The organism is Heliomarina baculiformis, assembly GCF_019966545.1.
Classification (GTDB): Bacteria; Pseudomonadota; Alphaproteobacteria; order Rhodobacterales; family Rhodobacteraceae; genus Heliomarina; species Heliomarina baculiformis.
On record NZ_JAIMIC010000002.1, the window covers coordinates 698,118 to 717,736 of the forward strand.

Consider the following 19,619-nt stretch of genomic DNA (forward strand, 5'->3'; position numbering starts at 1 on the left):
CCCAGTTTCACCGGCATCAGCGCAATGCCCAGTTATCGAATGGACAATTCAATGAAAAAGACACTTCTTTCGACCGCATTTGTTTTCGCGGCATCCCTTGTCAACGCGGCCGAGCCGGACGCAGGGATGGTCGATTATGTAAATTCCACCGCGCTCGCATGGTTCCAGACGGATGAAGCGCAGGCCGCGATCAAGGCCAGCAACGCAGAACATGCTTCAGTGTCGGAGGAGAAACTGATTCAACTCGACCGGGAATGGCGGGATCAGGTCGGACAATCCGACCAGCCGCTGATCGCATCGATTATGGGATCGTCATTTTCGGACACGCTGCGCGCCCATGCCGAGGCAAGCCAGGGTGTCATCAGCGAAATCATCGTTATGGACAATCGGGGCATGAATGTCGCCCTGAGTTCGGTGACCTCTGACTTTTGGCAGGGTGACGAAGCGAAGTACCTCGAGACCTACCCGCGCGGCGCAGATGCTATGCATGCCAGCGATATCGAACTGGATGAATCCAGCCAGACCTATCAGGTCCAGGTTTCTTTCACGGTGACAGATTCTGCCACGGGTAATGCGATCGGCTGCGTCACCATTGGTTTGAACGCCGAAGCATTCTGAAAATGAAAACAAGTGAAGCCAGAGGCCATCGGAGAAATTGATGTCGGGCAAGGTAAAATTAAAAGGTTTGCAGTCCATTTTCGCAAAGATGGCGATTGTTATTATCCTTTCCATGGCAGTCGTCGTCGCCACCATATCTTTTGTTGAAAATCATTTTGCAAAACGGCTTACGGAAGAGATCATTACTGAGATGGCGTCGTCGGAAACGGTGCTTGTCGGCGAGAACATCGCTGGCGCTGTCAAGTTCGGTAAGGGTGACATTGCGACAGCCGCCCTCGAACAGATGAAAGAAAACTCGGACGGACAGCTTCTGGGGTTCGTCGCGCTCAATCAGGCCGGTGAAGTCCTTGCAAATGGATCGAGCGAAGGGCTGGACAATGCCGAATTGATGCAGCTTGCACGCCGGGCGTTGGAGCTGAAAGAGGAAGCCCGGTCGGAAAATGGACACCTGATCGCGACACCTGTTCGATTTGGAGCCAATGGCGATGTGGTCGGAGCTGTCGCAACAGGCTGGACGCCGGATGTCATCCTCGCAAAACAATCGGAAGCAGCCCAGACTGCCCTGTTGGCTGCAGGGGCGGTGTTCCTTCTGTCGGTCATATGTTCGATGCTTATCTTTGGGCGATCGATCATCACGCCAATCAAGAAATGTACTCGCGCTATCAAATCGATGGCCGATACGAACTACGATATAGAAATTCCGGGTTTGAAGCGCGGAGACGAGATCGGCGAAATCGCGAATTCGCTGGAAACGCTTCGAAAAGAGCTTGCGACGGCGCAAGCCGCACAAGTCGATACGGCGTTCAAAAGCGCGGGATTCATGTCAGCTTCTGCCGCGATCATGATCACGGATCAGGAGATGAGAATAAACTATGTCAATCCAAAGCTGACCGCTTTCTTCGAAACGCATATCGAGGAATTGCGCAAGACGATACCAGATATGCATCCGAACAAGATGGTCGGGAAGTCGATCGAAGATTTCCACGGCGTAACCGGCTTTCGCGGCGATGCCCAGCAGATCAAGAGGCGTCTAGCAGCACTTGAGGGGCAAGAGTTCCAAGCAATTGTTCAGTTTGGGGAGGCACGGATTTCGCTAAAAGCGAGTACCGTCTATAAGGAAAACGGCGAAGCCATCGGCTACGTCTTGGAATGGGAAGACGTTACCCAGCAATTCATCAATAACGCAATTATTGATGCGATCGACGCGAACCAGGTAAAAGCGCAGTTTGACGTTACTGGAGATTGTCTGAATTGCAACGAGCTCTTTTCAAAAGCCAGTGGCGTCAGCGTTGAGGGTTCCAAGCGACTAAAATTGCAAAGCTTGGTGTCGACCGCCGAAGATGCATCGAGCGAGAAAACTGATCTCGTTTCCTATGTATTGAACGAAAAGCCTTACATTGGGCAGTTTCAGATTGCGGGATCGGATGGCGGAAAGACGACAATCGACGGCAGCCTGAGTTGCGTCAGAAACCACAAAGGAGATCCGATCCGGATACTTTTACTCGGTAAGGATGTCACCGAATCCGAAGCGGAGCTCAATGCGTCACGGCGAGAACGTGTCGAGAATGAGCGTAGTCAAAACCAAGTTGTTGAAGAGCTGCGCATCGGACTCAGCAAGCTGAGTGGCGGAGATCTTACCTCAATCATTTCTACGCCTTTTCATGAAAAGTATGAAGAGCTTAGGTCTGATTTCAACCAGGCGGTACAGAATCTCGCTAAAGCAATGAACGAGATCGCTGAAGATGCCGAAAACATCCACAACGAAGCGCGCGACATCAGTACGACTGCTGACGGTTTGTCGAAACGAACCGAGAGCACCGCTGCGACGCTAGAGCAAACCGCGGCGGCTCTAGATGAATTGACCAGTTCCGTCAACGAAACAGCAGGCGGCGCGGCGAAGGCAGACCAAGCTGTAACAACTGCTAAAGGCAATGCTGAAGAAAGTGGAAAAGTCGTACTGGATACGGTCGCCGCTATGGATCAAATCGCTGATTCATCCGAGCGAATAACATCAATCATCAAGGTGATCGACGATATCGCATTCCAAACCAATTTGTTAGCTCTGAATGCGGGTGTCGAAGCCGCAAGAGCAGGAGACGCTGGAAGAGGCTTCGCCGTGGTGGCTTCAGAGGTCAGAGCGCTAGCTCAGCGTTCTTCTGATGCCGCCAGAGAAATCAATGAGCTTATCGAAAAGAGCGGCTCTAAGGTTAAAACCGGTGTGGATTTAGTCGGAAAAACGGGTGTTGCGTTGCAGCAAATTGTTGGGTCCGTTTCGGAAATATCAAAATTGGTTGCGAATATAGCCGAATCCTCCCGTCAACAATCAGAGAATCTGACCGAAATTAACTCTTCGCTGTCTCAACTGGATCAGTCAACTCAACAAAACGCTGCAAGATTGGAGGAAACTACAGCAGCTAGCGAGTCGCTCAGGAACGACGCTGTTTCGCTTGTAAACACTGTTTCGCATTTCAGGTTGTCCAGAGCGGATCGGATTGAGGTTAAAGGCAGTTTAAAGCTAGATCAAGGAAAGCAGGGAAAGCTCCAGCCAAATCCAAAACCGAGTAAGGTCGCGAGTCCGGGTTATAGTAAAGGGTCGCAGGTCGAAAAAATAAAAGACGAGTGGGAAGATTTTTAGAAGTGGAAATTTTGTAAGCTGAGGGCTGGATGATTGGAAGAGAAAAATAAGATATTAGGCGCCGATACCAAAAATGTACACCACGTAATTCAAGGCGAATATTTTGTTTCAGACGATCCGTCCATTGTTTTGACAACAATTTTGGGTTCCTGTGTCGCAACATGTCTCTGCGACCCCGTCGCAAAGGTTGGAGGTATAAATCATTTCTTGCTTCCAAACGGGGACGGCAAAGACGGGATGGAGTTTCGGTATGGAATTCTTTCCATGGAACTATTGGTTAACGGCTTGTTAAAAATGGGCGCAAGTAAGGCAAGATTGGAGGCAAAAATATTTGGAGGAGCGGCAATGAACAATGGTCTGGCGCGAATCGGAGAATCGAATAGCCAGTTTGCATTGAGCTATTTAAATAACGAGAACATCAAATGCCTTTCAAAAAGTTTAGGCGGAAGTAATGCAAGGAGAGTGAGGTACGTGCCGACGACGGGTCAAGCTCAGCAAATGTTGGTGTCGGAGCAAGCTACAGAGGAATTAAATTTCAGTAAAAGGTTGGCGAAGGTTGAGCCTGACGTAACATTGTTCTAGAGGCTAAAATGAAAGATATTAAGCTGAGTGAAAAAATGGATTTAAAATACGCAGTTGAGCTTAGGTCAGAGCTAATTGAAAGTAAAGGTTTGGATGTACATTTGGATGGGAATCATGTCTCTGCCGTGTTTGCTAGTTGTTGCCAAGTCTTAGTGGCTGCGAAGATGGAATGGGCAGAAAGAGGTAACGTGTTATCAATTAGCCCTTCAGAGAATATGATAGGAGATCTGGAGACGCTTGGCGCAAAGGATTTATTAATTGCCGAGGTAGTTAAGTTATGACGGTAAAAGTTCTAGCGATCGACGATTCGAAGACGATAAGGGAAATGCTGAGGCACACATTGTCACAAGGTGGATTCGAGGTTTACGTCGCGGATGACGGAGTTGATGGGTTGGAGAAGCTTGAATGCATAGGGCCGGATGTAGTGATAACGGACATAAATATGCCGCGGCTCGATGGTTTCGGGGTGATTGAAAAAATTCGATCTCAAGCAGTTTATTCAGCTCTTCCAATACTGGTGCTAACGACGGAGAGTGCGCAAGATTTGAAAGAGAGGGCAAAGAACAGTGGGGCGACAGGATGGGTCGTTAAGCCCTTTGACGATGAGAAATTAATTCATGCTATAAAAAGAATTACAGTCGGGTAGTGAGATGAGTTCTTCAGCAGAAATAAGGCAGACTTTCTTTCAAGAGTGTGATGACCTTCTTGAAGCTCTGGATGACGGTCTCTGTGAAATTGACGAAGGGGTGTCAGATTTATCTTTCGATCCGGAAACGGTTAATGCTGTTTTCCGATCAGTGCACTCAATTAAGGGAGGCGCTGCAGCTTTTGGGCTGGATCAGCTGGTTCAGTTCGCTCATCAATTTGAAACAGTTCTCGATTCGATGCGTTCCGGAAGTTTGACTGTGAACGAAGAAGTTTTGAAATTATGTCATAGAGCGGCAGATTGCCTAAATGACTTAGTTGTTGCAGGTCGCGATGATATCAATCCTCCGGAAAACGTAAGCCAAGATTTGGTTGAGAAGCTTGCAAATTTAGTTCCAAATAAAACAGAAAATGCAAATGTTCAAAGTGAAGGGGCGAGTGATGATTTTGGCTTTGCCCCCGCTTCAATTTCAATAATTGATGAGGTTCCGGAAGCGGTTTCCGCGGGTTCGACTTATATAGTGAAGTTGCGCCCTCACAAAAGTCTCGCGTCAAGCGGCAATGATCCGCTCTTACTATTTAGAGAGCTATCGGAGCTTGGTGACTTAAAGGTGTCCGCAGACTTTGCAGAGGTAAAATCGCTTGAGAACCTTCAGGTTGAGGAATGCCGAATAACTTGGGTGCTGGAGATCAATACAAATTTCGGTGAGGCGGAGATCCGAGAGGTTTTCGAATTCGTCGATGGAATGTGTGATCTTGATATTTCCAAGTTGAACTCGACTGTTTTGCAAGATGATCCATATTCCAGTACGAACCAGTCTGAGGTTGGTGCAAATCCTCAAAATGACGCTAATATCCCCAGCGGAAGCGACCCGGTTGGTCGTGGGAAGAGTGGTGCTGTGGGCGGGGCTGCCAATGCTACGGTTCGTGTAAATCTTGAGTTGGTTGATAGGTTAATAAATATGGTAGGGGAGCTGGTAATAAACCAGGCGGTGCTGACCCAGTGTATTGATGACGCAGGTGTGTTGGATAATGGTGAGCTATCCACCAGTCTCGCAGAGTTCAAAAATTTGGCGCGCGATATTCAAGAAAGCGTTATGGCAATTAGAGCGCAGTCTGTTAAGCCGTTGTTTCAACGAATGGCGAGGATTGTCAGGGAAGCGTCGGAACTATCGGGAAAAGAAGCGCTCTTCGAAACAGAGGGAGAAACAACAGAAGTGGACAAGACTATTATTGAGCGTCTTGTCGATCCATTAACTCACATGATCAGAAATGCCGTTGATCATGGGTTGGAGGCTCCAGAGCTGAGAAGGTCGGTGGGCAAATTAGAGACAGGCAAAGTGAAATTGTCTGCAGCGCACCGATCGGGCCGCGTTATCATTGAGGTATCTGACGATGGAGCCGGGATAAATAGAGAAAAGGTTTTCAGTATTGCCGTAGACAAGGGTCTTATACCTGCTGATTCTTCATTGAAGGACAGTGAAATTGACAATTTGCTTTTTCTTCCAGGGTTTTCAACAGCAGATAAGGTTTCTAATCTCTCCGGTCGAGGGGTTGGTATGGATGTCGTCCGGAGCGCAATTCAAAAATTGGGTGGAAGGGTAAACATATTCTCTAAACCCGGCGCCGGTACAACGATGTCAATTAGTCTGCCGCTGACTCTCGCCGTTTTGGACGGTATGGTTGTGGATGTTGCTGGGCAGACTATGGTCGTTCCTATAACAGCTATTGTCGAAACACTCCGTCCCGACCCAGACGACATACATAAATTAGGAAGTGATAATACAGTCGTTTCGGTTCGAAATAAACTGGTTCCAGTCGTTGATCTAGGTGTCGTTTTCGGTCACAGATCTTCTGCCGTATCTTTATCGGAAATGGTTTTGCTTTTGGTTGAGTCTGACGATGCTACGAGTTGGGCCTTGGCTGTAGATCAAATATTTGATCAAAGACAAGTTGTAATTAAAGGACTCGAGTCAAATTATGGGTATGTACCTGGTGTTGCTGCTGCAACAATTTTGGGCGATGGAAATATAGCTCTTATTATAGATCCCGAAGAAACTGCGCGTCGCTCCGATGAGGCGGGGGAATCGCTGAATATTCTTGCCATGGAGGGAAAGTAGATGGCTGAACCTGCACTGTCTCAATCCGGTCATCGTGAGCTCGTCACATTTCGAGTCGGTAATCAGGATTTTTGTATTGATATCATGCTAGTTAGAGAAATACGTGGCTGGACGCCCGCCACGATATTGCCGCACGCTCCATCATATGTTTTAGGAGTGATAAACTTGAGGGGGTCAGTTGTCCCCATAGTGGACTTGTCGGCTCGTCTGGGTCTCCAAGCTTCGGTACCTGACGACCGGCATGTTATTGTAATAGCTGTAATTGATAGTCAAACCGTTGGTTTTCTTGTTAGCTCTGTTTCGGACATTATAGGTATTGACCAAGTGGATATTCAAGGAACGCCAGACGTGACATCAGAAACGACTAGGGCTTTCATCGAAGGCGTTATAGTTACTGATGAGCGAATGTTGCGAGTTATTGATATAAAAACAGTTCTTCCAAAGTCGGTTGAAAAACGGCTGCGTGATGAATAGCTTGAATACAACCTCAGAGAGATCCAACTCGGCTTCTGATGTTTCTTACACTTCAGAGGATTTTACTCGAATCTCAGAAATTTTGCATTCCATATCTGGTATCAAAATGCCGGAATCCAATGAGGCATTGGTTTTTTCAAGGTTGTTTAGAAGGGTTCGAAACTTGGGATTGGGCGGCTTCAGGGATTACATAAATATTCTAGAATCAGGGGGCGACATCGAAGAAAAAGAGTATATGGTTTCTGCCTTAACAACTAATACGACTAGATTCTTTCGTGAGGATTACCATTTTGCAACTTTCTCTGATGATGTGCTGCCTTCTTTGGTTTCCAGGGCTCGTAAGGGAGAGCGTATTAGGATTTGGTCTGCGGGATGTTCTTCCGGGGAGGAGCCGTATTCGATCGCGGCTTGCATATTGAAATCATTTCCAGATGCATATCGTTTTGATTTCAGAATATTGGGCACAGATATTAATAAATCCGTTTTGAGTGTTGCGGAGAAAGGTGTTTACGAAAAATCTGTCTTAAATTCGTGCGGGCACCATCTTATTGCGGATGTATTTGAGGATGAAGTAGGGGTTAGCGGGCGCTTATCGGTGCGTGAGGATCTTAGAAAGTTGATCACCTTTCGCTACATGAACTTTATGGATCCATGGCCGGTTCGAGGACCATTTTCGACTATTTTCTGCCGAAATGTGATGATTTACATGGAGAACGATGTTCAAAGTATGGTCTGGAAGGGGATGTCGAAAATTCTAGAGCCGGAAGGTTACCTCTTTATCGGGCATTCGGAGCGAATAGGCGACGAGTTAAAAAGTGAACTTGAACTTGTCGGAAAGACCACTTTTCGAAAATTAGAAAAAAAAGTAAAGAGGTGATTAAATGGCTTTGAGGGATTCTCTTCAGATTCTGGTTGTTGATGACATGGCGACTAGTCGGAGCTTGATCATTATGGCTTTGGAGGAAATTGGGATAAAGAAAATAGATTTTAGTGTTGATGGGAAGTCAGCCTTGCAGTCATTGTCAGCGCGTCCCGCGCATCTTGTGATTTCAGACTATAATATGCCTGAAATGGATGGTTTGTACCTTTTGCACGCGTTGAGAAATGGTCCTTCGACAAAAGGCATTGGATTCATACTGGTAAGCGGTAGGGTTGATCAAAAGATTATCTCGACGGGAAAGCAACTCGGAATGAATAACTTTATACAAAAGCCATTTACTACTCCGCAAATGAAAGACTGTATTCAGGCAGTTGTTGGCCCATTGTAGGAATGCACAAAGTAGAAATTGCTCCAGTTGCAATGGGCCCCTTGTTGTCACGGGTGTCGATTCAACTTCAAGAGCTACAAAGAAATGGAAGAGTTGTTGAGGATGCGATCGCACGGTCGTTGTTGGGGGATGAACTTTCGATCAATGAAAATCTGACGAACCTCCAAGGTATAGATTCTATTGTTCAAGTCCTCGGAGAGTTGGAGAAGTATATCGCTAACCTTGCGGATCAGGCATGTAGCGAACATTTAGTCGATATCAATTTGTCGGTTCAGGAGATTAAGCTTAGAGACCTGGCTCGAAGCTTGGTGGGTCCACTTACGGAAGCCATTGTTGACGAAGACGGCGGTATTAGTGGTGAAGTGGACCTGTTCTAATTGGAATGATGTATACTCCAGTAGCGCTTCTTTCCTAACGTATGAACTTAGTATCCTTTGTGCGCTAATGATTGGTGGTTCCCTTTTCTCGGATCGATGCGGTATTAAATTGGTTCCACTAGCTTGGTCCAATTGTTGAAGCAACTAATATCGCGTAGTGGAAAATGTTGCGCTGGCCAGCTGTAATGGGATGAACGGATACAAGGGATTTGTTTAAATTGGGACTCTCAATCTGGGTATCATTGGCTAAGGTTAAGTTTTTCGAACTGAATTAGGCATTCCATTTAGGTAACATCATTGCGTTGAAAAAAATGCCTGGTTCCGAGTATTTATTTGCGAACCGACCCAGCTTACGAGTTTGGGATGGTGTGTGATATTGAAATTGGGTATTCAGTTGTATTTGTGATGCAGGGACGACAATTGGCTTGAATTTTCCAATCGTGCTTAGACCTTTTGGCAATGTGAATTGTTGAACGCCGAAGATAACGTGCCGAGCTCAGAACGGCTCGTCGTCATACTCCACTCGCTTCAAATACAGCCCTTGCGGAGGGCAGACCGGGCCGCAGGCGGAACGGTGTTGCGCGGCGAGGGCCGCCGCCACATCTGCGGGGTTCCATGCTCCGGCTCCTACGCGTTCGAGTGTTCCGACGAAGCTGCGCACCTGGTTGTGCAGGAAGGATCGCGCGCGGACCAGAAAATGGATTTCGGAACCAGACAGTCCATCAGTTCGAAAAACCTGAAGGGAATCCAATGTTTTCACCGGGCTCGCCGCCTGGCAGATTGAGGCTCGGAATGTGGTGAAATCATGGCGACCTATGAGGTGGTTCGCAGCTTCCTGCATAGCCTCGTCGTCGAGTTCATGTCCTATCTGCCAGACGAGGCCCTTTTCATGGGTGGCCGGCGCGCGCCGCACCAGAATCCGAAACAGGTACTCGCGTTTCGTGGCAGAAAACCTTGCATGCCAGTCATCCGCTACTTTCGCGCAAGCGATAATGGCAACGGGCGCCGGTTTCAGATGGTAGTTCAGCGCCTCGGAAAGCCGAAAAGGATCCCACTCCTTTACCATGTCGCAATGGGCAACCTGACCCAACGCATGCACGCCGGCATCAGTCCGGCCCGCTGCCGCAATTGTATGGGCACGTGGTTCTAGCCTTGCGAGAGCGGCCTCGATAGCACCCTGTACGGATGGCTGATCGGCCTGCCTTTGCCACCCGGCAAAAGGTGCACCATGGTATTCGACCTTGAGAGCATAACGTGGCATGTCAGCGCCTTATCCAAAGCTCCGCTCGCGGACAAGTGGCCTTGGCTCTGGTAAGAGGGCAGGGGCTTGCTTATCTTGGTGTTCAAGGCAGAGCAGGGTTTTGGTTTGGGTATTACTTCGATTGCGGATGAATTGTTGCGTCGGGCCGACCGTGTCAGCGGCGCAGTGACCGAAGCCTTCTTTGAACCCGTGATCCGCCTTGGTGTGACGGGGCTTGCGCGTTCTGGCAAGACGGTCTTCATTACATCGCTGGTTGCCAATTTGATGGAACGCGGACGAATGGGGGGCCTCGTCGCAGTGCGCGAAGGCCGTGTCGATGCGGCGTTTCTGCAACCTCAGCCCGATCATACGGTGGCGCGTTTCGAATACGAGGATCATATTGCCGCCCTGACCGGCGCGTCTCCGACATGGCCCGACAGCACGCGCACTGTATCTGAACTGCGTCTGTCTATGCGGGTCAGGTCCTCGGGGTTGCTGGCTGGGGTCAAGGGACCACGCACTATACATCTCGATATTGTGGATTACCCGGGCGAATGGCTGCTTGATCTCGCTCTGCTCGATAAAAGCTACGAGACATGGTCGGAAGAAACGCTGAGCCGTATTCAGAAACGGCCGGAAGCGTCGGAATTCATCGATTTGGCCCGCGCCGAGGACAGCGGGGCGAAGCTGGACGAACCGCGCGCCAAACATATGGCGGATGCGTTTACACGATATCTAAAGGCGGCGCAGGAAAAGGGGTGGTCCGATTGCACGCCGGGTCGCTTTCTGTTGCCCGGGGATCTGGCTGGCGCGCCGGTTCTGACTTTTGCGCCGTTACCGCCCAATGGTGACGCATCGCGTGGATCGCTCTGGCGCGCGATGGAACGGCGTTTCAAGGCTTACCAGTCGGAAGTCGTCAAACCGTTCTTTCGCGACCATTTTGCGCGTATTGACCGGCAAGTGGTGCTGGTCGATGTGCTCGGGGCGCTCCAGCGCGGACCGGAATCTCTCGTGGATATGCAGGACACGCTGGCCGATATCCTGAGCGCCTATCGTCCGGGCAAGAGCGCCTTTCTCACGAGACTTCTGGGGAGCCAGAGGGTTGAAAAGATCCTGTTCGCAGCAACCAAGGCGGATCATTTGCATCACACGCAGCACCCGCAATTGACCGCGCTGATTGAGGCGCTGGTCCGTCAGGCATCGGAACGCGCGCGGTTTGCGGGGGCCGAAACCTCGGCCATGTCTATCGCCGCCTTGCGAACGACCACGGAGCTCACCCGCGAGCATGCGGGGAGTGATCTCCACATGGTGCGTGGAACCCTGTTGGAGACGGGCAAGCAGGCGGCCTTTCATCCTGGCGACCTGCCGGAGAACCCAGCAAGCCTGCTGGCATCTGGCGCAAAATGGGATGAGGACAGGTTTCAGGCGATGTCATTTGCACCTGCGCCGCTGACCCTGCGCCCGGGCGACGGTCCGCCGCACATCCGTCTTGACCGGGCAGCGCAGTTTCTGATCGGAGATCGGCTATGAAAGCGCGTTTGCGGGCTGCCGATCTTGCCGATGCAGGGGGCATGGGCGACATCCTGTGGGACTTTCAGGACCAGAATGACTGGATGCCGAACCTGTATCCACGTGGCGAGATGATCCGGTTTTCCGAGCAAATGACGGGCAAGGGCTGGGTAACGGTCGCTCTGTATGGTGAAATCCTTGCGGGTTTCATTGCCCGTGATGGCGATGAAATATGCGCACTCTACGTGCGGCCGGGGCTTGAACGGCAGGGAATCGGCAAGCAACTGCTCGATTCTGCAAAATCGGAATGTGAATCGCTTTGGCTGCGCTGTCTTGCCCCGAATGCGGCGGCCCGGCAGTTCTATCGCCGCGAGGGTTTTGCTGAAATTGATCGCGGCAATGGCGATGGAAACGATGAAGGGTTGCCAGAAGTGACATATGGATGGGCCTTGGAGCCATCGACATGAGCAAGGGACCGGTACTTATCGACCTCGATCCCGTTGAAGAGGCGGCAGATGTGACGGAAGCCCCTTCGGTACCCGATGTGGGCGAAGATTTTTCCAATGCGGGGCAGGGGATGCAGATGGCTTCTCGCATCGCGACCCGGCGCACGTCGTGGCTGGCAAAGACCTTCTGGTCGCTCGCGGGGGCAGCACTTGGCGCGGTTATCTCGATCGCAGCTTGGGAATTCGTTCTTGGGCTGATGGATCGCGCGCCGGTCCTTGGCTGGGTTGTGACAGGTATCTTTAGTGCGCTCCTGTTCGTGCTGGCCCTTATCTGCATGCGTGAACTGGCGGCCTTTGCCCGGTTGGGGCGGATCGATTCCCTGAAACAGGCCGCGGATCAGGCGCTGGCAGATCAGGATCTGGTGGCAGCGCGTGATGTGGCCGGGCGGCTGGTTACTTTCTACAAGGGCCGCGAAGACACGCGGTGGGGCCGGGAGCGGCTGGAAGAACGGGTCGGTGATCAGTTCGATGCTGTCGCGGTCTTTGATCTGGTCGAAGCTGAACTGCTGGCTCCGCTTGATGCAGCGGCGACGCGCGAAGTCGAAGCTGCCGCACGGCAGGTGGCGACGGTCACGGCCGTCGTGCCGCTGGCCCTTGCGGACGTGGCAACGGCGCTGGCCTCGTCCTTGCGGATGATCCGCCGGATCGCGGAAATCTACGGTGGCAGGTCCGGTTTTCTTGGAAGCTGGCGTCTGACCCGCGCGGTGTTTTCACATCTCGTTGCAACGGGCGCGGTCGCGGTCGGCGACGATCTGCTGGAACCGGTTCTTGGCGGGTCGATCCTGTCACGCTTGTCCCGTCGATTTGGCGAGGGGCTCGTGAACGGTGCCCTCTCGGCCCGCGTGGGCGTCGCTGCGATGGAGGTCTGCCGCCCCCTGCCTTTCGGTGCGGGCCGTCGCCCCTCGGTGCGCCGTATCGTGCAGCGCTCGCTTACTGGGCTCTTCGGCAAGAAAGACGGCTGAACGAGAAACCTTTCCTTTCTTTCCAGTCGGTTATGAGGGAGATCCAAGAAAAACGAAGAAAGCTGAAACTTTCCGGCACTCCCCGTCCGTATCAGTGGCCGTAAACGTTAACAGGGGAGAACGACCATGGCCCACCTGGCCTCAGCCTTTTCATCTTACCAGACATTTCTAAACGGCGCGGATGCCTATTGGTCCGTTGACCTTGCGGCGATGAACAACTCCGGCGTGACCGGCAATGTGATCCTTGCGACCAATACCGAGGATGACGGCACGCGCTATCTGAACGTCTCTGTCTTTGCCGAGGGTCTGACCCCGGATGTGCAGCACGCGCAGCATGTGCACGGTCTCTTCGATGAAGACGGCAACCCGGCGGATTCGCGTATGCCGGTTATAAGCGACGACGCTGACAAGGACGGGTTCGTCGAGGTTTTCGAGGGGCTTGCCGCTTATGGCGACATCATCCTGCCCCTCATCAACGGCGCTGGCGCGCTGCCGATGACCGATGCGAATGGTCAGCTTAGCTTTATCCAGAGTTACGAACTGGGCGATGACAGCAACTTTTTCAGCCCGGTGACCAGCACCGATTACACCGCAGATGACCTGATGCCGCTGGAAACCCGTGAGATCGTGATCCACGGTCAGAACGTTGGCGCGGGCTTTGGTACCGGCACCACGGGTGAAGTCGATGGGACGCAGGACGGCTATGTCGGTCTGCTGCCGGTGTCTTCGGGTGAAATCGAGATGACCGATCTGGCACAGGCGCTCGACCTGCTCGAAGATCAGTTTGCAGGCGCTTCCGACAAGTTCCGCCTTGGCGGCGGCGATGACATGCTGGATGCTGGTACGGGCAACGACAAGGTGTTTGGCGGCCGAGGTAATGATCGGATCAGCGGTGGCGAGGACGATGACAAGCTGATCGGCGGCAAGGACAATGATGTGCTGCGTGGTGACGGTGGTGATGACAAGCTGAACGGCAGCGAAGGCGATGACTGGCTTTCCGGCGGGGCCGGCGATGATGTCCTGCGCGGCGCGAAAGGCTCCGATACAGTGTACGGTCGGAGCGGTGACGATGTCATCAAAGGCAATCGAGGCGCCGACACGCTTGTCGGCGGCGCTGGCAATGACGTCATAAAGGGCCAGAACGGCAATGATTTCATTACCGGATCCGGCGGCGCCGACGAACTTTACGGCGGCGACGGCTGGGATGAGTTCATCTATGCGGACATCCGCGAAGGCAACGACAAGATCATGGATTTTCAGGACGGCATGGACCTTCTGAACATGACCGGGGTCGGGATTGGCTTCGACGACCTGACAATCGAATCCGCAGATGGTGGCGCATCGACGGTGGTCATGTACGGCAATACGAACATCCTGCTCGACGGGGTCGAAATGAGCATGATCGACAGCGCAGACTTCGTCTTCTGATCGGAATCCTCCGCGACATCTGACGCTACTGCCGCGCCCGGTACGGTTTTGCCGGGCGCGGCTTTGTTCTGCCCACTTTACCCCGCCAATCAGCCGACCTATAAGCGCGGCCATGATACAGTATTCCCGCGCTCCTACGCGAATTATCAGCCCGGCGCTCTGAGCCACAGAGCAGCCGGACGAAGGTGCTTGAGCTATCGCACCGCCCCCTGTCGCTATACCGATCCCAATGCCAAGGACGCCTGAGCCATGTGCGCCGACACGACCGATTACAAAGACACGCTGAATCTCCCGAAAACCGACTTCCCGATGCGCGCGGGACTGCCGAAACGCGAACCCGACTGGCTGGCGCGCTGGGAGAAGATCGGCGTCTATGACCGCCTGCGCGAGAAAGAGGGCCGCACGAGTTTCGTTCTGCACGACGGCCCTCCCTATGCCAACGGGCACTTGCATATCGGTCACGCGCTGAACAAGACGATCAAGGACATGATCGTGCGCAGCCACCAGATGATGGGTTATGACTCGCGCTATGTGCCGGGCTGGGACTGTCACGGTCTGCCCATTGAGTGGAAGATCGAGGAACAGTACCGCGCCAAAGGGCTCGACAAGGACGAGGTGCCGATTGTCGATTTCCGTCAGGAATGCCGCAAGTTCGCCGAGGGTTGGGTCGATATCCAGCGCGATGAATTCAAACGTCTTGGCATCACCGGCAACTGGGCTGATCCCTATCTGACGATGGATTATCATGCCGAGGCGGTGATCGCCGAGGAATTCATGAAATTCCTGATGAACGGCACGCTTTATCAGGGCTCCAAGCCGGTCATGTGGTCCCCGGTCGAACAGACCGCGCTGGCCGAGGCCGAGGTCGAATATCACGACAAGGAAAGCCCGACGATCTGGGTGAAGTTCCGGGTTGTTGATCCTGTCGGTGGAGAAGGTGAAGCACTTCAGAACCGTGATCTAGTTGGCTCTTATGTGGTGATCTGGACAACGACGCCATGGACCATTCCCTCAAACAAGGCTGTCGTTTTCGGTGCTGATATCGCTTACGGTCTTTACGAGGTAACTGACACACCAGAGGAGTGCTGGGTCAGCGTTGGAGATCGTTACCTTCTGGCTGACAATCTCGCAGCGGAAGTCTTCACCCGCGCCCGACTGGAAGTAGGTCAGTACAAGCGCTTGCGAGATGTTACCTCGGAAGACCTGTCAGGTCTGACATTGACTCACCCGCTGAACGGCGTCGAAGGCTCGAATGGCGAATGGGACGATCTGCGCGACTTCCGCGCGGCCGAGTTCGTCACCGACACGGAAGGCACGGGCTTCGTCCACTGCGCCCCCTCCCACGGGATGGAGGAATTCGAGCTTTACCGTGATCTTGGCATGCTCGAGCAGGTCATCACCTATAACGTGATGGATGATGGCTCTTTCCGCGAGAGCCTGCCGTTCTTTGGCGGCAAGATGATCCTGCGCGCCAAGGCGAAGAATGGCAGTTGGGAAGGCGATGCGAACAAGGCAGTGATCGACAAGCTGACCGAGGTTGGCGGCTTGCTGGCGCGAGGCCGGATCAAGCACAGCTATCCGCACAGCTGGCGTTCCAAGGCGCCCGTCATCTACCGCAATACACCCCAATGGTTTGCCGCGATTGATCGCAAGCTGTCCGATGGGATGTCCACGCATGGCGACACCATCCGCGAGCGGGCGCTGGCCTCTATCGACGAGTTGGTGAAATGGACCCCGAAAACCGGGCGCAATCGTTTGCATTCGATGATCGAAGCGCGGCCGGATTGGGTGCTGTCACGTCAGCGCGCGTGGGGCGTGCCGCTCACTTGCTTTACCAAGAAAGGAGCGATGCCGACGGATGCGGATTTCCTGCTGCGCGATGAAACCGTCAACGCGCGCATCGTCGAGGCTTTCGAGTCCGAAGGTGCGGATGTCTGGTTCACCGAAGGCTTCAAGGAAAAGATGTTGGACGGCGTCGTCGATCCCGAAGCCTTCGAGCAGGTGACCGACGTTCTTGACGTCTGGTTCGACTCTGGTTCGACGCACGCCTTTGTCCTGCGTGACCGGGCGGACGGTACCGAAGATGGCATCGCCGATGTCTATATGGAGGGCACCGACCAGCACCGCGGCTGGTTCCACTCCTCGCTGCTGCAGGCCTGCGGCACCAAGGGTCGCGCACCCTATCGCAACGTGGTGACGCATGGGTTCACGCTCGACGAAAAGGGCATGAAGATGTCCAAGTCGTTGGGCAACACCATCGTGCCGGAAACAGTGGTGAAGCAATATGGCGCGGATATCCTGCGTCTCTGGGTGGCCCAGACCGATTACACCGCCGATCAGCGTATCGGGCCGGAGATCCTGAAAGGCGTGGCCGACAGCTATCGCCGTCTGCGCAACACGATGCGCTACATGCTCGGATCGCTATCGGATTTCTCGGAAAGCGACCGGGTCGACCCGGCAGATATGCCCGAACTCGAACGCTGGGTGCTGCACCGTCTGGCCGAGCTGGATGAAACCGTTCGCAAGGGCTATGCTGCTTTTGATTTCCAGGGCGTTTTCAGCGCGGTTTTCAACTTTGCCACGGTCGATCTTTCAGCATTCTACTTCGATATCCGCAAGGACGCGCTTTATTGCGATGGCGATACGCCGCGCCGCCGGGCCGCGCGGACGGTGCTTGACCTTCTGTTCCACCGCCTGACCACATGGCTCGCGCCGGTGCTGGTCTTTACGATGGAAGAGGTCTGGCTCGAGCGGTTCCCGGGCGATGACAGCTCGGTCCATCTGGTGGATATGCCGGAAACACCGGCAGATTGGCGCGATGCCGAGCTTGCCGCGAAATGGGCGGCGATCCGTCGTGTGCGCCGGGTGGTTACGGCGGCGCTGGAAATCCAGCGTACCGAGAAGGTCATCGGTGCCTCGCTCGAAGCGGCACCTGTGGTTCATGTCGAAGATGCCGCGGCGCGTGAAGCGCTGTCGACCGTGAACTTCGACGATATCTGCATCACCTCCGACATATCGCTGACGGGCGATGCGATCCCTGCCGAAGCGTTCCGCATGCCGGACGTCGAAGGGGTAGGGGTCGTCTTTGAAAAGGCGGAAGGTGAGAAATGTCAGCGCTGCTGGAAGATCCTGCCCGATGTGGGCACGCATTCCCACGCAGGTGTCTGTGGACGCTGTGACGAAGCATTAAGCTGACACGATTTAAGAGCCGAGCAGTCAGAAAAAGCCCCGGACGACGCGATCGTCCGGGGCTAATTGTTAGTCTGGCCTGTGCGCATTGCCCTCGGAGTTCCGCAAATTGAAGTTACTCAAAAGCGCATGAGCTTTGGAAGGCGGCCTTGCGCCTGAACGCAAGGCGTGCCGTTTAGGAATCCCAGCAGCTGACCAGCACAGTCATCCCGTTTGCCAGCCGGTTCATCTCGGCCGCGGGAAGAGAGCCGCGCTCGTTGCTCGGTTCGGTCGTGATACCCGCCCGCAGCAGAATGCCGTGCAGCGAGGCAGCATTCGCTGCAAGGCTGACATTTTCGGGAAGCTGGCGCGCCGCGTTTTTGGCCGGAAGCAACATACCCACTACGCCGCCGCTGATGTCCATCACCGGGCCACCCGCATCACCGGGCAGCGCGTTCAGCGTCAAACGCTGAAGGTTCTCTTCGCCGCCAAGACCCTTGATATCGGCCAGCGTACCGAAGGTGAGAGTAGGTGCGCCGAGAATTCCCTCATAGGAATACCCCGATACAGCGATGTCCGATTGCAGTTGCGGAGCGTTGTCGCGAAGACGCGCGACCGAGATCGGGGCGAGTGCCTGTACGGGGCGGAGCACCGCAACCCCAAGAGCATCATCGGTTGCAACGACTTCAGCCTGATAGTCGTGGTCGATGGTGATCCGTGTGCATTGCTCCACTGCTTCGGCGGTGGTGACGATTGTCCCTTTGCTATCGACATAAAAACCTGAACGCGACAGCTTGGGCTTGCGAACCGCAAGACCGGAAACCAGATCGATGCTCTGCTCGGAATTCGCTCCGGCGCCGGGATCGAGAACGTTTTCGGTACGTGTAAAGCTTGCCCGCATCTCGGCGAGGACGCGCGCGCGCCGTGCCTCGTCCCCGTTGGGCCAGATCAGGGTGAACCCCTTGATCTCGCCATTTTCCAGCGAGGCCTGCGTATAGGAATGGATCTTGGAGTTACGTCCTTCCAGCGTGAAGCTGGAACTCCCACGGTCGCGCGGGCCGTTCAGCGGCACGATCTCAAGCGTCTGCATGATGTCGTAGAGACCGAAAAGCGTTGCCTGATCGCCGGGCTGGCTGATGAGAAGTACCCGCGCCCCGACCGAGCCGCTTGTTTCGTAATGCGCGAACGGCGGTTCGTAACGGTCAAACTCAACTTCGCCCATGGGAAGCTGCATCTGAATGCCTGCCTGTCTGTCGGTCACAAGACGCATGCCAACAGAGATTAACGGCGCGTTGTACTCATCCATCAGCGCTTTTCGCTGTGCGGTGGTCAGAACGCCTGTCGGTTCGTAGTTGTTCGCGTATTGCCACGCTTCCATCGAGCCGCGCGTGCCGCGCCCGAAGGCGCCATCAATGGCCGATTCATAAAAGCCCGCGGCCTGAAGCGCGATCTGCAGCTCCATACGCTCTTCGCGACTGAGAAGGCGTTCGCTCTGGCGCGCCTCGGCGGGTGTTTCCTGGGATGCGATCACCACCGGTTCTGCCGGTTCTTCTACGACAGGTTCGGTCGGACTCGTCTCGACAGGCTCGGCAACTGTGGTGGTTTCGGGGGCCTGTGCAGTTGTCGGGGCCGCCACCGTGCCGCTGTTGAGGGCATTCGCACCGACAGGCCAGTATTGCTGTCCGAAATTGCTGGAAAAGGCTATGAAGCTGTCCTGCGGAATGCGGCGTTCAGCCTTGTAGAAATCCAAAGCCTGTTCCGCATCTTCCCGCGAGTAGGGGCCAAGCACGATCCCGTACCAGTTGCCGCCCAAAGCGAACCCGTTCACATCTTCGAGAGATCCGGCATAGAGACGGGCACGTGCCTGTGCGACGCTCAGGCTGGGGTGCGCCTCGATCTGGACCCAGGCGATGTCCTGTCCGACCTGTTGCGCAAGGCCCGGTCGCAGCATCAGTGCGATCATGAGCAGGAAGGAAGTCAATATGGTTTTCATTTGCGTATCGCGGCCCCAAAGTCACTCGTTCGCGGCACATAATCAGGAAACAATCGTTAAATCCATGCCTACGGGAACGCTTTTACCACGCCTG

At 53.7% G+C, this 19,619-nt stretch carries 17 protein-coding genes; 15 read left to right on the forward strand and 2 right to left on the reverse strand.

The features are described 5' to 3' along the window. Positions 1 to 51: 51 nt before the first annotated feature. Genes MF268_RS06995 through MF268_RS07040 form a run of 10 tightly spaced genes read left to right on the forward strand, consistent with a single transcriptional unit; the run spans position 52 to position 8,719 of the window. Positions 52 to 618 (forward strand): hypothetical protein, encoded by a 567-nt coding sequence (locus tag MF268_RS06995; protein ID WP_238370159.1) that lies wholly within the window; start codon positions 52 to 54, stop codon positions 616 to 618. A gap of 40 nt (positions 619 to 658) precedes the next feature. Then, positions 659 to 3,253, forward strand: a complete 2,595-nt coding sequence (locus MF268_RS07000; protein ID WP_238370160.1) for a methyl-accepting chemotaxis protein — start codon at positions 659 to 661, stop codon at positions 3,251 to 3,253. A 33-nt stretch (positions 3,254 to 3,286) separates the two neighbouring features. Then, positions 3,287 to 3,835: a chemotaxis protein CheD gene (locus tag MF268_RS07005; RefSeq protein ID WP_238370161.1), complete on the forward strand. Its 549-nt coding sequence runs from the start codon at positions 3,287 to 3,289 to the stop codon at positions 3,833 to 3,835. Positions 3,836 to 3,843: 8 nt separating this feature from the next. Continuing rightward, the gene (locus MF268_RS07010; RefSeq protein WP_238370162.1) at positions 3,844 to 4,116 is read left to right on the forward strand and encodes an STAS domain-containing protein; all 273 of its coding nucleotides are present in this window, start codon (positions 3,844 to 3,846) and stop codon (positions 4,114 to 4,116) included. Then, entirely contained in the window at positions 4,113 to 4,481 is a 369-nt protein-coding gene (locus tag MF268_RS07015) for a response regulator (RefSeq protein ID WP_238370163.1), read from the forward strand. The genes MF268_RS07010 and MF268_RS07015 overlap by 4 nt, the downstream gene beginning before the upstream one ends. 4 nt (positions 4,482 to 4,485) lie before the next feature. Continuing rightward, positions 4,486 to 6,600, forward strand: coding sequence for a chemotaxis protein CheA (locus MF268_RS07020; protein ID WP_238370164.1), 2,115 nt, complete (start codon positions 4,486 to 4,488; stop codon positions 6,598 to 6,600). Continuing rightward, a complete protein-coding gene (locus tag MF268_RS07025) occupies positions 6,601 to 7,074 on the forward strand; it encodes a chemotaxis protein CheW (RefSeq protein WP_238370165.1) in 474 nt (157 codons plus the stop codon). It begins immediately after the preceding gene. Further along, complete coding sequence (locus tag MF268_RS07030; RefSeq protein ID WP_238370166.1) at positions 7,067 to 7,951, forward strand: protein-glutamate O-methyltransferase; 885 nt, start codon at positions 7,067 to 7,069, stop codon at positions 7,949 to 7,951. Before MF268_RS07025 ends, MF268_RS07030 begins: the two co-directional genes overlap by 8 nt. A gap of 4 nt (positions 7,952 to 7,955) precedes the next feature. Next, positions 7,956 to 8,342, forward strand: coding sequence for a response regulator (locus MF268_RS07035; protein WP_238370167.1), 387 nt, complete (start codon positions 7,956 to 7,958; stop codon positions 8,340 to 8,342). 2 nt (positions 8,343 to 8,344) lie between these two features. Next, positions 8,345 to 8,719: a hypothetical protein gene (locus MF268_RS07040; protein ID WP_238370168.1), complete on the forward strand. Its 375-nt coding sequence runs from the start codon at positions 8,345 to 8,347 to the stop codon at positions 8,717 to 8,719. A gap of 496 nt (positions 8,720 to 9,215) precedes the next feature. Here MF268_RS07040 and truA read toward each other — a convergent pair whose 3' ends face one another. After that, entirely contained in the window at positions 9,216 to 9,980 is a 765-nt protein-coding gene (gene truA / locus MF268_RS07045; RefSeq protein ID WP_238370169.1) for a tRNA pseudouridine(38-40) synthase TruA, read from the reverse strand. A gap of 105 nt (positions 9,981 to 10,085) precedes the next feature. On the opposite strand from truA, the gene MF268_RS07050 reads away from it, so the two are divergent. The 5 genes from MF268_RS07050 to ileS all read left to right on the forward strand — a co-directional run bounded on the left by MF268_RS07050 (position 10,086) and on the right by ileS (position 17,559). Then, entirely contained in the window at positions 10,086 to 11,489 is a 1,404-nt protein-coding gene (locus MF268_RS07050) for a YcjX family GTP-binding protein (RefSeq protein WP_238370225.1), read from the forward strand. Further along, positions 11,486 to 11,935, forward strand: a complete 450-nt coding sequence (locus MF268_RS07055; RefSeq protein WP_238370170.1) for a GNAT family N-acetyltransferase — start codon at positions 11,486 to 11,488, stop codon at positions 11,933 to 11,935. Before MF268_RS07050 ends, MF268_RS07055 begins: the two co-directional genes overlap by 4 nt. Then, on the forward strand, positions 11,932 to 12,936 hold the full coding sequence (locus MF268_RS07060) for a YcjF family protein (RefSeq protein ID WP_238370171.1): 1,005 nt from the start codon (positions 11,932 to 11,934) through the stop codon (positions 12,934 to 12,936). Before MF268_RS07055 ends, MF268_RS07060 begins: the two co-directional genes overlap by 4 nt. A 126-nt stretch (positions 12,937 to 13,062) precedes the next feature. Continuing rightward, entirely contained in the window at positions 13,063 to 14,364 is a 1,302-nt protein-coding gene (locus tag MF268_RS07065; RefSeq protein WP_238370172.1) for a calcium-binding protein, read from the forward strand. Positions 14,365 to 14,613: 249 nt separating this feature from the next. After that, positions 14,614 to 17,559: an isoleucine--tRNA ligase gene (gene ileS, locus MF268_RS07070; protein WP_238370173.1), complete on the forward strand. Its 2,946-nt coding sequence runs from the start codon at positions 14,614 to 14,616 to the stop codon at positions 17,557 to 17,559. Between the two features lie 169 nt (positions 17,560 to 17,728). Here the strand turns inward: ileS and MF268_RS07075 are convergent, their stop codons facing one another. After that, entirely contained in the window at positions 17,729 to 19,525 is a 1,797-nt protein-coding gene (locus MF268_RS07075) for a serine protease (protein WP_238370174.1), read from the reverse strand. Between the last annotated feature and the right edge of the window lie 94 nt (positions 19,526 to 19,619).